Annotated in this window: 9 protein-coding genes and 1 pseudogene; 8 read left to right on the top strand and 2 right to left on the bottom strand. The window is 70.7% G+C overall.

The window, feature by feature from the left end:
* Positions 1 to 32: 32 nt before the first annotated feature.
* From V7004_RS04460 to V7004_RS04450, 3 genes are read left to right on the top strand one after another with little or no spacing between them, the layout of a single operon-like run.
* On the top strand, positions 33 to 3,254 hold the full coding sequence (locus tag V7004_RS04460; protein ID WP_334142442.1) for a glycosyltransferase: 3,222 nt from the start codon (positions 33 to 35) through the stop codon (positions 3,252 to 3,254).
* Entirely contained in the window at positions 3,251 to 4,771 is a 1,521-nt protein-coding gene (locus V7004_RS04455; protein ID WP_334142441.1) for a DUF5719 family protein, read from the top strand. The genes V7004_RS04460 and V7004_RS04455 overlap by 4 nt, the downstream gene beginning before the upstream one ends.
* 11 nt (positions 4,772 to 4,782) lie before the next feature.
* On the top strand, positions 4,783 to 5,190 hold the full coding sequence (locus V7004_RS04450; RefSeq protein WP_334142440.1) for a TlpA family protein disulfide reductase: 408 nt from the start codon (positions 4,783 to 4,785) through the stop codon (positions 5,188 to 5,190).
* A 28-nt stretch (positions 5,191 to 5,218) separates the two neighbouring features.
* On the opposite strand, the gene ftsH is transcribed toward V7004_RS04450, so the two are convergent.
* Together ftsH and V7004_RS04440 are read right to left on the bottom strand one after the other, a co-directional pair.
* Complete coding sequence (ftsH, locus tag V7004_RS04445) at positions 5,219 to 7,177, bottom strand: ATP-dependent zinc metalloprotease FtsH (protein ID WP_334142439.1); 1,959 nt, start codon at positions 7,175 to 7,177, stop codon at positions 5,219 to 5,221.
* A gap of 91 nt (positions 7,178 to 7,268) precedes the next feature.
* Complete coding sequence (locus V7004_RS04440; RefSeq protein WP_334142438.1) at positions 7,269 to 7,493, bottom strand: DUF3499 family protein; 225 nt, start codon at positions 7,491 to 7,493, stop codon at positions 7,269 to 7,271.
* Between the two features lie 117 nt (positions 7,494 to 7,610).
* On the opposite strand from V7004_RS04440, the gene V7004_RS04435 reads away from it, so the two are divergent.
* From V7004_RS04435 to V7004_RS04415, 5 genes and pseudogenes are all read left to right on the top strand, one after another.
* Positions 7,611 to 10,313, top strand: coding sequence for a hypothetical protein (locus V7004_RS04435; protein ID WP_334142437.1), 2,703 nt, complete (start codon positions 7,611 to 7,613; stop codon positions 10,311 to 10,313).
* Entirely contained in the window at positions 10,310 to 11,215 is a 906-nt protein-coding gene (locus V7004_RS04430) for a glycosyltransferase (protein WP_334142436.1), read from the top strand. Before V7004_RS04435 ends, V7004_RS04430 begins: the two co-directional genes overlap by 4 nt.
* Before the next feature lie 53 nt (positions 11,216 to 11,268).
* A complete protein-coding gene (locus V7004_RS04425) occupies positions 11,269 to 12,672 on the top strand; it encodes a phosphomannomutase/phosphoglucomutase (RefSeq protein ID WP_334142435.1) in 1,404 nt (467 codons plus the stop codon).
* A gap of 2 nt (positions 12,673 to 12,674) precedes the next feature.
* On the top strand, positions 12,675 to 12,911 hold the full coding sequence (locus tag V7004_RS04420; protein WP_334142434.1) for a Trm112 family protein: 237 nt from the start codon (positions 12,675 to 12,677) through the stop codon (positions 12,909 to 12,911).
* A 7-nt stretch (positions 12,912 to 12,918) separates the two neighbouring features.
* A pseudogene (locus V7004_RS04415) lies at positions 12,919 to 13,548 on the top strand (bifunctional phosphoglucose/phosphomannose isomerase); the annotation flags it as partial.

Here is a 13,548-nt window from a genome sequence, read left to right as displayed (position 1 = left end):
GGCGCGCTATCGGGGGGTAGCCTGCCAGGGCCGTGAGTCCCTCCGCCGACGAAGCGCCTGACCCTGCCGCGCCCGATCAACCGGAGCAGGATGCCGCCCCGCTCCCTCCTCCGGTCGTGATCGTCATCGTGGCCCACGACCCGGGACCCTGGTTCGAGGACACCCTGCGCAGCGTCGCCGCGCAGCAGTACGGGAACACGTCGGTGCTGGTGATCGACGCCGGTGGCACCGCGGACCTCCAACCGCGCATCGCTCCCATCCTGCCGGACGCGCTGTTGCGCCGGATCGAAGGCAACGACGGGTTCGGTGCAGCCTGCAACACCGTGCTCACCGCGGTGCAGGGAGCGGCGTTCTACCTCTTCTGCCACGACGACGTGCGGCTGGCGCCCGACGTGGTACAGGTGCTGGTGGAAGAAGCGTTCCGCTCCAACGCGGGCATCGTCGGGCCGAAGATCGTGGACTGGCGCGCTCCCGATCGGCTGTTGCAGGTCGGGATGGGCGCGGACCGGTTCGGCTACCCCGCGCCCTACGTCGATCGGGGCGAGCTGGACCAGGCACAGCACGACGCCGTTCGTGACGTCTTCTACATCCCCGGTGCGGCGACGCTGGTACGGGCCGACCTGTTCGCGGCCCTGGGCGGATTCGACCCGGGCATCTCCTTCCACGGTGACGATCTCGACCTGTGCTGGCGAGCGCACGTGGTGGGCGCGAGGGTCGTGGTGGCCCCGGCCGCACGGGTCGCGCACCTCGAAGCTCTGGGAGCGCGCCGGCCCGCCGATGATCGTCGTCGCCTCCAGATGCGGCATCGCCTCCGGGCCATGAGGGTGTCCACCACCTGGTGGACGCGCGCCCGCACCGTTCCGCGCGCCGCCCTGCTGGCGATCCTCGAGGTGGTCTACGCGACCCTCATCGGGCGGTTCGGCCAGGCGCGCGACGTCCTGAGCGCCTGGCTCTGGAACGTCCGCCGCGGCGGTGAGGTCCGCTCACGCCGCAAGGCGCTCGCGGCCGTACGCAGGGTCCCTGACCGGGAGGTGAGTCGGCTGCAGGCACGGGGCAGCGCCCGGCTCGCCGCGTTCCTCCGTGGCCAGCTGGGCTCGTCGGAGGACCCGCTCACCTCCCTCGCCGGTGCCGGGCGGGACCTGGCGACGACGATGCGCTCGTCGCGCGCCCGCACCACCGTGCTCGCCTGGGTGGTGGCGACGCTCGTGCTGGTGATCGGCAGCCGAGACCTGATCTTCGGTCGCCTGTCGGCCATCGGCGATCTGCCGGTGCTCGGCGGCTCGGCGGCCGACCTGGTCGCTCAGTGGGCCAGCGGCTACCGGGCGGTGGGCCTGGGAGCCGAGACCGTGAACCCGACCGCGCTCGGGCTGGTCGGCCTCCTCGGCTTCCCGCTGCTGGGAGCCATGTCCCTGCTGCGCAAGCTGCTCCTGCTCGGCATGATCCCGCTGGGCGCGGCGGGGACGTGGCGATTGTGCAAGCCCATCGGTTCCCGTCGCTCGCGGGTGGTGGGCCTGGTCGTCTACCTGTGCATCCCGCTGGCCTACAACTCGATCGCGACGGGAGTGTGGGGCGGGCTGGTGCTCTACGGGCTCACGCCGTGGATCGTCGGCCAACTCGCCAAGGCCGGAGGTCTCGCGCCGTTCGGTCCCCTCGGAGGCCGGGCGGGCCCGGGGGTGCGGCCCCGTCCGCTGGTGCAGCGGGTCGTGATGGTCGGGGTCCTCACCGCCCTCGCCGGCATGGTCTTCCCCATCACCGTCGTGGTCGTCGCCGCGGTCGGGGTCGCGCTCGTCGTGGGTGGCGTGCTCGCCGGCCAGTGGGCCGGCGCGTGGCGGGTGCTGGTCGTCTCCGTCGCCGGAGCGATCGTGGCCGTCGTGCTCCTCGCGCCATGGTCGGTTTCCCTGCTCAGCAAGGGGTGGGGGGAGGTGCTCGCCACCTCCGCCGTCGGGGAACGCCCTCTGGGTCTCGACGATCTGCTCCGGTTCCATACCGGACCACTCGGCGCCGGCGTGCTGGGCTATGCCACGCTGGTGGTGGCAGCGTTGCCGCTGCTCATCGGTCGGGATTGGCGGCTCTCCTGGGCGGTGCGAGCCTGGGCGATGGCCGCGGCTTCGTTCAGCGTGGTGTGGGTCATGTCGCAGGGGTGGCTCCCCGCCGATCTGGCTCCGGTGCCGCTGTTGCTGGCGCCGGCGGCAGTGGGGCTCGCGCTGGCATCGGCCCTGGGCATGGCCGCCTTCGAGGTGGACCTGCCCGACTACCACTTTGGTTGGCGCCAGATCGGCTCGCTGCTCGCCGGCGCGGCCCTGGTGCTGGCCACGTTCCCCGTCATCGGGGGAGCAGTCGGTGGGCGCTGGGAGCAGCCGGCTGGTGACTACGGCCGTACCTTGGGCTTTCTGGACAAAGAAGGCGAGGAGGTCCCTTTCCGGGTGCTGTGGGTGGGTGAGGCCTCGGTGCTGCCGCTGGCCGGCTGGGAGCTGGACCCCTCAACGATCGACAAGCTCGCGCCGGGCACCCGCCTCGCCTACGCCACGTCTGCCGACGGCACCCCAAGGGTCGGCGATCGGTGGAGCACGACGAATGGTCCCACTCCGCTGGTGGGCGAGGCGCTGGCGACGGCTGCCGCCGGTGGCACCAGCCGGCTCGGCGCGCTCCTGGCCCCGATGGGGATCCGCTACATCGTCGTGCCCCAGGCACTCGCTCCGGAGCCCTACAGCGAGCCTTCCTACGACGCCACGGGTGTGCGGGCGCTCTTCGAGTCCCAGCTCGACCTCTCGGCGGTCACCGCCGCGGGGGTCGTGGTCTACCAGAATGACGTCTGGGGGCCGACCCGGGCGTTGCTGGCGGCCGGCACGGAGATCCCCGGGGACGCCGGTGCTCCCACCGATCGGGTCCTTCCCCAGGTCGAAGGGGCGCCGGTGGCGCTACCGCAGAGGGCGGGGGTCGAGCGCTTCGAGGGGTCCATCGACCAGCCAGCCACCGTCTACCTGGCGGAGGACTCCAGCGATCGTTGGGTGCTGGATGTGGGCGGTTCGGCCGCGGACCGCACGACCGCCCTGGGCTGGGCGAATGCGTTCGACGTCGATACCCCGGGGGAGGCGACTCTGCGGTTCGACACCCCGGCGGCCCACAGGTTGATGCTGGCCGGCCAGGCGCTGTTGTGGCTCGTGGCCATCGGGTACTTGTTGCGGGTGCGCGTCGTGCACGACGAGCGCCGACCGCTCCGGGAGACCGGGTGGGAGTCGGAGTTGACGGCATGAGGTCCTGGCGCTGGCCGGTACTCCTGCTCCTCGCCGTGTTGCTCGCGGGTGCCATGGTTGTCGAGCGTCGCCAGCCGGCTGGTGAGGCGCCGGCGGCGGAGCAGCCGTTCGACCAGGCGGTGCCGGTGGCGTCGCCGGCGGGCGCGGTCGGCTCGACCTGGTACTGCGCGGGGGGCACGGCCACCGGGTCCCAGGAAGGGTTGGCGGAGCACGTGGTCCACGTGGCCAACTCCTCGGACGCCGCCGTCACCGCCCACCTGACCGCGTATCCCAGTGAGGGGCGGCCAGCGACGAGGGTGCTCGACGTGGCGCCCCGGTCCCGGGTCGCCATCGCCCTGGCGGAGCTCGTCACTGCTCCATTCGCCGCCGCGCTGGTCGAGGTGAGAGGCGGGGGTGCGGTGGTCGAGCACGAGGTCACCGGTCCCAGCGGCCGGGCGTTCGGTGCGTGCGCGTCGGCGCCCTCGAACACGTGGTACTTCCCGGCGGGCACGACCCGGGCGGGCACCCGGATGGTGCTCGCCCTGTTCAACCCGTTCGCCGGTGATGCGGTGGTCGACATCACGTTCGACACCGATGACGGGACCCGGACTCCGCAGGCCTACCAGGCGCTGGTGGTTCCGGGTGGGCGGTTGCTGGTGGTCGACGTGAGCGAGGTCGTGACCCTACGGGCGGAGGTTGCCACCGAGGTGAAGGCTCGGTCTGGTCGGCTGGTGGTCGACCAGATCCAGTCGGGTGACGGTCGCGAGGGTGCCCCGAAGGGCCTGGCCGTCACCCTCGGGGCGTCCGCGCCGGCGGAGACCTGGCTCTTCCCCGACGGGGTGGGCGCCAGCGGGTACGGGGAGACGATCGCGCTCTACAACCCCGGCGAGACCACCGCCGAGGTGGACGTGCAGGTGCTGCTCGACGACCCCGACCTCAACGGGATCCCGGAGCCCTTCGCGGTGAGCGTGGGCCCGCGGCGATCGATGACCATCGACGTCCTCGGCGACGGTCGGGTGCCTATCGGTGTGGGCCACGCCATCGTGGTGCGCAGCCGGAACGGCCAGCCGGTCGTCGCCGAGCGGGCCGTCGTCGGTTCCGCCGACGCGGCTCAGCCTGGTTGGAGCTTCACGGTCGGTGCCCCGGTGGTGGCCAGCCGCTGGATCGTGCCGGTGGCCTCGGCTGGTGGCACCTCTGGGGCGGCCGTGGTGGTGCTCAACCCCTCAGCGACCGAGACCGCCCGGTTCACGGTGGAGGCGGTGGGCGACGGGCGCAGCACCGTGCCCGAAGGGTTCGCCGATGTGGAGCTCGCGCCCGGCGAGCGACGGATCTTCGACCTGGGCCCCGACGCCCTCGGGTTTCGGGCGTTGATGGTGGTGCTCGATGGGGAAGGAGCCGTGGTGGGGGAGTCACGGTTCGGCTTCTCACGGGGTTCGGATCTCTCCTACCTCTTGGCGGTGCCGGTGGGTGGCACGGTCGCTCCCGCGGTGGGGACGGTGGGGGAGCTCTCTCCTGACGAGATCATCGTCGGAGGCTGACCGTGGAGCGGATGCTGCTCGCGGCGGCGCTGATCGCCGTTGCGGCGCTGGTGGCGGTTCTGATCCAGCGGCGGCAGCCGTCGCCGGAGGCGGCTCCGAGTTTCACCGTGCCTGAGCGGATCGATCGTGGTGAGCTCCCCGGGCCTGATCGTCCGTGGCTGCTGGCCGTGTTCAGCGCGCACACCTGCAGCACCTGTGCGACGGTCGTCGGTGAACTCGCACCGCTGGCGGGTCCCGACGTGGCGTTTGCGGAGATCGAGCTGGACGCGGCCCGGGCGCTCCACGAGCGCTACGCGATCGGGGCCGTGCCCCTCCTGCTGATCGTCGATGTGCACGGCAGCGTCCGCCACCATGTCTTCGGCCCGGTCACCCGCCAGGAGGTGGAGACGGTGCTGGACGCGCTCCGACAGGAGGGTTGAGCGTCCCGCCGAGTGGGGCCGGACCGGATCAGCCGGTGCCCGGAGGCACCGGGGCGTGAGGTGACCCCACGGGCGTGTCGACCTCGGCCGCGTCGTCCGACGTCTCAGCCGCTGGCGGCGTCGGTGTGGCCCGGTCGCGGGCGAGTTCGATGAGCCGGGTCACTTCCGCTCCGTCGATGGTCTCGTGCTCGAGGAGGGCTCGGGCGACGAGATCCAAGGCCTTGCGGTTCTCGGTGAGGATCGTGCGGCAGCGCTCCTCCTGCTCCCGCAGGATCCGCTCAACCTCCTCGTCGATGACCCTGGCCGTGTCGTCGCTGTAGTCACGGGTGTGCATGAGGTCCTCGCCGAGGAAGACCTGGCCCTGGGAGCCCCAGGCCATGGGGCCGACCCGAGCGCTCATGCCCCACTCGCGCACCATCTTGCGAGCCAGCTCGGTCGCCCCGACGAGGTCGTTGTTGGCACCCGTCGAGATCACACCGAACACGAGCTGCTCGGCGATGCGCCCTCCCATGCGCACCACGAGCGAGTCCTCGATGTAGTCCTGCCGGTAGATGTGGCGATCTTCCTCGGGGAGCTGCATGGTCACACCCAGCGCCATACCGGAGGGAATGATGGTGACCTTGTGGAGCGGGTCAGCCGTGGGGAGGACGGCAGCGCACACCGCGTGGCCTGCTTCGTGGTACGCGATGGCTTCCTTCTCCTCGTCGGACAGCGCCATCGACTCCCGGCGCTGTCCCATCACCACCCGGTCCCGGGCCATGTCGAAGTGGCGGGCATGGATCTGGTCCGCGCCCTCGCGCACGGCGAAGAGCGCCGCCTCGTTGACCAGGTTGGCGAGATCGGCCCCACTCATGCCGGGGGTGCCCCGGGCGACCAGGTCGAGGTCCACGTCGGGCGCGATCTTCTTGTGCCTGACGTGGACGTCGAGAATCCGGCGCCGGTCTTCCAGCTCGGGGAGGGGGACCACCACCTGGCGGTCGAACCGGCCGGGCCGCAGCAGTGCCGGGTCGAGGATGTCGGGCCGGTTCGTGGCCGCCATCATCACGATCCCCGCGCTGACCTCGAAGCCGTCCATCTCTGCCAGCATCTGATTGAGCGTCTGCTCCCGCTCGTCGTGGCCGCCACCGAGGCCCGCCCCGCGCTTGCGGCCGATCGAGTCGATCTCGTCGATGAAGATGATGGCCCGCCCCATCTTGCGGGCCGACTGGAACAGATCACGCACTCGGCTGGCGCCGACGCCGACGAACATCTCCATGAAGTCGGAACCGGTCACCGAGAGGAAGGGGACACCGGCCTCCCCGGCCACTGCCCTGGCGATCAACGTCTTGCCGGTACCGGGCGGGCCGACCAGCAGCACGCCTTTGGGGATGCGGGCGCCGATCTCGCTGAACCGTTCGGGGTGCTTGAGGAAGTCGACCACCTCGGTGATCTCCTGCTTCACGCCCTCGTATCCGGCGACGTCAGCGAACGTCGTTCCCGGTCGCTCGGTGCTGTAGGTCTTCGCTCGGGACCGACCGATGGACATGATCCCGCCCATCTGGGAGCTCGCCCGCCGTTGCATCCAGGCGAAGAAGAGCACGATCAACCCGAAGAAGATGATGAGTGGCAGCACCTGCTCGAGCAGCCCCGTCGTGGGGGTCTCGAATTTCACGCCCTGCTTGGCCATCAGGTCGAGGTCGCCGTCGGGCGGCTTGACCGGGCCGGTGGCGTGGAACTGGGTGCCGTCGGTGAGGGTGCCGGTGATGTTGCCGTTGCTGTTGTTGAAGGTGGCGTCCTGAACCTGCTGGGCCTGGAGCTTGTCGATGAACTCGCCGTAGCTGATCTCGGTGCCCGAGGACCGCTGGACCAGCTGGGGCAGGAAGAGCGCCAGCAGCACGACCCCCAGCAGGACCCAGACCATCCACTTCGGCCACCCCTGTTCGCCGCCGAAGCGCCCCTGGCCGCGACCATCGGGGCCGGGCGGGGGAGGAGGGCTGTCCGGGCTCATGCCGTCAAGGTTAGAAGACCTCGGCCGGAAAACCCGCCGCGGGCCGTGCAGGTCAGCGCTCTACGGCGACCGTTGGTGGTCGAGAGCCCCCTCAGCTCGCCTCGCGCACCAGGCTCGGCACGAGATTGCGCCGGTCACGCAGCTCCCAGCCGTTGGGCACCGAGAACCCGTCGGCGTGGCGCCGGCACAGGTCGTACGTCGAGGGATGGGGATCGGCGGTGAGCTCGACGAGCCACACCGTGCGCTCCGCGTAGTCGTACCCGAAGGTCGAAGAAGCGCGCTCGGCGCATCCGGGACGGGCACACTGACGGGTCATGGGCCATGACGCTACCGGCTGCTCCCGCCCCGGGCGCGGATCCGGGCCGCACGGACGTCACGGGCGTCGAACCCCTGGCCTCCCCCCGTCCGGCTCGACGTGCCACCATGCGAGTCCATGACCGAGGCCCTCACCGACGTCGACGCCCCCGGCGCCTCCGAGGAGCAACCAGAGGGCGGCCCCTCCCTGGGTGACATCCCGGCGCCGCCTGCCGGCCCCGACCTGCAGGATCTGGAGCCCTCCGAGCCGCCTCCGCCGCCGTCGCGGCTGTTCGGTCTGACCGTCGAGGGTTGGGTCTCCCTGCTGATCGTCGCCGGGTGCGTGCTGTTCACGTTCTCCCAGCTCAGCCCGAGCGATGTGCTCTCGACCACGACCCCGGCGGGGGGCGACATGGGCGCTCATGTCTGGGCCCCGGCCTACCTGCGCGACCACCTGCTCCCGGCGGGTCGGCTCACCGGGTGGACTCCTGACTGGTACGACGGCTTCCCCGCGTTCCACTTCTACATGGTGATCCCCTCGCTGGTGATCGCGCTGTTGAGCTACGTGCTGCCCTACGGGTTGGCGTTCAAGCTGGTGGCCGTCAGCGGGGTGCTCACCCTGCCGGTCGCCGGGTGGGCGTTCGGCCGGCTCACCCGCCTCCCGTTCCCGGTTCCCGCCCTGCTCGCGGTGGGGATGACGGCCTTCCTGTTCGACCGGTCGTTCTCCATCTACGGGGGGAACATCCCCTCCACTCTCGCCGGGGAGTTCGCGTTCAGCATCTCGCTCACCTTCGCCCTGCTGTACCTGGGGGTGCTGGGGCGAGGTCTCGAGACCGGCAGGCACCGCGGGTGGGCTGCGACGCTTCTCGCCCTGACGGCGCTGTGCCATCTGATCCCGCTGTTCTTTGCGCTGGCCGGCACCGTGATCTGGTTCGTGCTGGCCCTCGGATGGCGCCGGCTCGATCCCCGGCTGGCCGGCACACTGGTCGCGGTCTCCGCGATCGCCGCTGCCGGACTGGCCGTATTCACGTCCTTCGCTCGGGAGATCGTGGTCGGCTGGGTGCGCTTCGGGGTGCTCTGGGCGATGGTGGCCGTGGTGGCCCTCGTGGTCGCCGCGATGATCGCCGAGTTCCCGAAGGCCCGGCTGCTCTACCTGGCCACGGTGCTACCGGTAGCGGGCCTGGTCACCGCCTTCTGGACGTTCCCCTTCTATCTCCAGAGCCGGTACATGAACGACATGGGGTGGGAGAAGAAGGAGAACTACGCCAACTACCTGTTCAGCCGGGAGCACCTTGATCCCCAACTCGTGGACGCGCCCCCCATCAAGTGGCTGCTGGCCCTGGCCGCCGTCGGCGCGCTGATGGCGATCGTGTGGGGGATCGCCGAGCGCCGCCGGGGCGGCATGTTCTGGATCGGGGTGGCGCTGGTGGCGGCGCTCGGGTTCGTGCTGGCCCCGCAGGGCAGGCTGTGGAACGCCCGGCTGCTGCCCTTCTACTACCTGGCTCTGTACTGCCTCGGCGCGATCGGGGTGGCCTACGTGCTCCGCACCTTCGCCTTGCTCTTCGCGAAGAACCCCGTGCGCCCCGTTCGCTGGATACCGGTGGCCGGCGCGTCGGTGGCGGCGCTGCTGGCCATCGTCGCGCTGGCGGTGCCGCTGCGCGCCCTGCCCCGGAGCATCCTCGGGATGAACCTCGTCCACCAACGGTCCGACCAGCAGTACCAGTGGTGGTTCTTCCCGCCGACGAAGGACGACAGCTTCATCGACTCGTGGGCCAGGTGGAACTTCTCCGGCTACGAGGGCAAGGCGGCCTATCCCGAGTACCACGACATCGTGCAGACCATGGCCGATCTCGGTCGTGAGCGCGGTTGCGGTCGGGCGATGTGGGAGCACGAGGAGCAGCACGATCGCTACGGCACGCCGATGGCCCTCATGCTGCTCCCGTTCTGGACCGACGGATGCATCGGCTCGCAGGAGGGGCTCTACTTCGAGGCTTCCAGCACCACGCCCTACCACTTCATCAACCAGGACGAGCTCTCCTCGGCACCATCGAACGCCCAGCGGGACCTGCCGTACGGTCCCGGCGTGCCCAGCCGCAGCGATTTCGACCGAGGCATCCAACACCTCCAGATGCTGGGGGTGAAGTACTACATGGCCATCAGCGATCGGATGATCGACTACGCCCGGCGCAACCCGGATCTCACCGAGGTGGCCACGTCGGGACCGTGGGTGGTGTTCGAGGTGGCCGACAGTGAGCTGGTCACGCCGCTGCGGTACGAACCGGCGGTCGTGCGCGGCATCGAGGATTCGCACAAGACGTGGTTGGAGCGCTCGATGCGCTGGTACACCGATCCCCGGGCGTGGGCGGTGCCGCTGGCTGCCGACGGCCCGCCGGAGTGGCAGCGCATCGACGGGGATCAGCAACCGAGCGAGCGACCGGTCTCCGCGGTCACGGTCTCGAACATCCGGATGACCACCGACTCGATCGAGTTCGACGTCAACCGGCCCGGGACCCCCGTGCTGGTCAAGGCCTCGTACTTCCCCAACTGGAAGGCCTCGGGAGCTCAGGGGCCCTACCGGGTGACGCCCAACCTGATGGTGGTCGTCCCGACGAGCGACCACGTCGAGCTGCGCTACGGCTACACGGGCATCGACCTGGCTGGGTGGGGCCTGTCGTTCGTGGGGCTCGTCGGGCTGTTCCTGCTGTTCCGGGCCCGCCCGCTGGTCATGCCTGACGGCGAGCAGCGAGACACTGCGGTGCCCGACGCCGAGGCCGCGTCGGCTGCCGCGGGGGACGGGGACGGCGAGGCGAGCGTGCGAGCGGAGGAGGGCCTCGAGCCGTGAGCCGCCTCCGGGACGCCGCGGTCGGGGCCGCGGGGGCCCTCCTCGCGGTGGGCACCTGGCGGGCCATCTCCCGGCGGCCGCTGGCCACGAGCTGGATCCGCTCGGACCTCGATCGCCGGCGCCCGCGCCCGCCAGCCCCCGGCGAGATCCGCCTCACGGTGGTCGTCCCCGCCTTCGCGGAGCAGGGACGCATCGGTGACACCGTCCGCCGGCTCCGTGCCGATCTCGACAAGGTCGCCACCGATGGCGGGCTGGAGATCATCGTGGTCGATGACGGGTCACCCGACAGCACGGCCCGCGAGGCGGAGCGGGCAGGCGCGGATCGGGTGGTCCGCCATCCCCGCAACCGGGGCAAGGGGGCGGCGGTGCGCACGGGCGTGCTCATGGCCCGCGGGCGCACCATCGCCTTCACCGACGCTGATCTGGCCTACTCGCCTGACCAGATCCTGGGTCTGCTGGAGGAGATCGAGGCCGGCTGGGACGTGGTGGTCGGCAGCCGCCGCCACACCGAGACCACCACCTTGGTACGGGCTCGCCGCCTGCGTGAGGTGGGTGGCCGGGCCATCAACCTGCTCACCCGGGCCGTGCTGCTCGGCCACTACCGCGACACCCAGTGCGGCCTGAAGGCCTTCCGTTCCGACGTGGCCCGGGTGATCTTCACTCATTGCCGGGTTGACGGCTTCGCGTTCGACGTGGAGGTCTTCCACCTGATCGAGCGGTACCACTTGTCGCTGGCCGAGGTCCCGGTACGGGTCGAGAACTCACCCGCGTCGACGGTCAAGGTGGCCCGCGACGCGCTGCGGTTGGTACGTGACCTGTTCCGCATCCGCCGCTGGGCTCGCCAAGGCGTGTACGACCCGCTGCCCGGCGAGCTGGATCCGGGTGATCTGCCGGTTGGCTGAGGGCGGGTCGAGCTGGGAGTGGGCGGCGCATCACCCACTAGGGTTGGCCCGCCATGGCAACCATCAGCGCCGAGTCGCTCGACTCGATCTTCAAGGCCTACGACGTCCGCGGCACGGTGCCCGATCAGCTCGACGCGACGATCGTCGAGCGGGTGGGTGCCGCCTTCGCCCGGTTCGCGCGTGACGAGGCCGAGGCCGGACGGCACGGTCCGGCCGACCGGGTGCTCGTGGCCCACGACATGCGGCCGTCGGGCCCGGCGTTCGCCGAGGCCTTCGCCCGCGGTGTCACCTCCCAGGGGCTCGACGTCGTCCACCTGGGGCTGGCCTCCACCGATCTGCTTTTCTGGGCGGCCGGCCACTTCGACGCGCCGGGAGCGATGCTCACCGCGTCCCACAATCCCGCGCAGTACAACGGCATCAAGCTGTGCCTCGCCGGCGCCAGGCCGGTCGGCATCGAGACCGGCTTGGCCCGCATCAAGCAGGACACGCTCACCGGCCTGCCGGAACGAGACCAGAAAGGGTCGACCACCAGCGTGGACGCGCTGCCGGCGTTCGCCGAGCACGTCCATTCCTTTGTCGACGTGGCGGGGCTGAAGCCGCTCAAGATCGTGGCGGATGCAGCCAACGGTATGGGGGGGCTCATCGCCCCGGCCGTGTTCTCGGGGCTCCCGTTCGAGCTCGAGGTGCTCTACGGCGAGCTCGACGGCACCTTTCCCAACCACCCGGCCGACCCGATCCAGCCGGAGAACCTCCGTGACCTGCAAGCGAGAGTGGTCGAGACGGGAGCTGACGTGGGCCTCGCCTTCGACGGCGACGCCGACCGGGTGTTCCTCGTCGACGACCGGGGGCAACCGCTGTCGGGATCGCTGACGACCGCGATCGTGGCGGCCGCCATCCTCGAGAAGCACCCGGGGTCCACGATCCTCTACAACCTGATCTGCTCGAAGGCCGTGCCGGAGATCATCCGTGAACGGGGTGGGAAGCCGGTCCGGACCCGGGTGGGCCACTCGTTCATCAAGCAGGTGATGGCCGAGACGGGTGCGGCGTTCGGGGGCGAACACTCCGGCCACTACTACTTCCGGGACAACTACCGGGCGGACTCCGGCATCATCGCCGCGCTCGTGGTGCTGGAGGTGCTCTCGCATGCCGGCGAGCCGCTGTCGTCGCTGCGCGTCCCGTACGAGCGGTACGCGGACTCGGGCGAGATCAACACCCGGGTGCGCGACGCGGCCGCCGTGATCGAGCGGGTGGCCGAGCACTTCGCCGGCGCGGCGCAGGACCGGCTCGACGGCCTGACCGTCGACCTGGGTGACTGGTGGTTCAACCTCCGTCCGTCCAACACCGAACCTCTGCTCCGGTTGAACCTTGAGGCTCGCGACCGCCAGTCCTGCGACCGGCACGTCGAGGAGGTCCGAGCCCTCATCGCCGCAGCCGACGACGCGACGAAGGGAGCGTGAGCATGGCACTCGACCCCCAGCTTCTCGAGATCCTCGCCTGCCCCGAGGACAAGGGCCCCCTCCTGTACTTCGAGGACGAGGACCTGCTGTACAACCCGCGCCTCAAGCGGGGCTACGAGGTCCGGGACGGCATCCCGATCATGCTGATCGATGAAGCCCGCTCCGTCTCCGGCGAGGATCACGAGCGTCTGATGGCGAAGGCCGATGCCGAGGGCATCCGGCCCACGTTCGAGGAGTGAGCGGGCTTTGAGTGACATCCTGGACACCCTCGGGATGTTCGACGCGGCTGCGGCACTGCCCGAGCAGGTCGCGGCCGCAGCCGAGACGGCTCGTGCGGTCACCGGGCCGCTCCCCGACCACGACGACATCGAGAACGTCGTCGTGCTGGGTATGGGGGGTAGTGGCATCGGCGGCGACCTGCTCCGGGAGGTGGCGGGGCCGTTCATGCCGGTTCCCGTGGTGGTGCACAAGGGCTACGGCATCCCCAACTTCATCGGGGAGAGCTCGCTGGTGTTCGCGCTGTCGTTCTCGGGGAACACCGAGGAGACGCTGGAAGCGGCCTCGGAGGCCGCCGCCGCGGGTGGCCGCCTGGTCGTGGTGAGCAGCGGCGGTGAGCTGGCCGAGCTGGCCGAGCAGTGGGGCGCCGCGATCGTCCCGGTCCAGGCCGGCATCCCGATGCCTCGGGCGGCGATCGGCGCCCTCGGCATCCCGCCTCTGGTGGTGCTCGAGACGGTGGGCCTCTTCCCCGGCGCGTCGGCATGGATCGAGGCGGCAGTGGACCAGCTGCTCGTCCGCCGTGACGAGCTGATCACGGAGGGCAACATGGCCCAGCAGCTCGCCCGGCGCATCGGCCGCCAGCTCCCGATCGTCTACGGC

Source organism: Rhabdothermincola sp. (genome assembly GCF_036846205.1).
Taxonomy (GTDB): Bacteria; Actinomycetota; Acidimicrobiia; order Acidimicrobiales; family Acidimicrobilacustridaceae; genus Rhabdothermincola.
The sequence above is the reverse complement of the archived record's forward strand: the minus strand, read 5'-3'. Positions and strand labels throughout refer to the sequence as shown.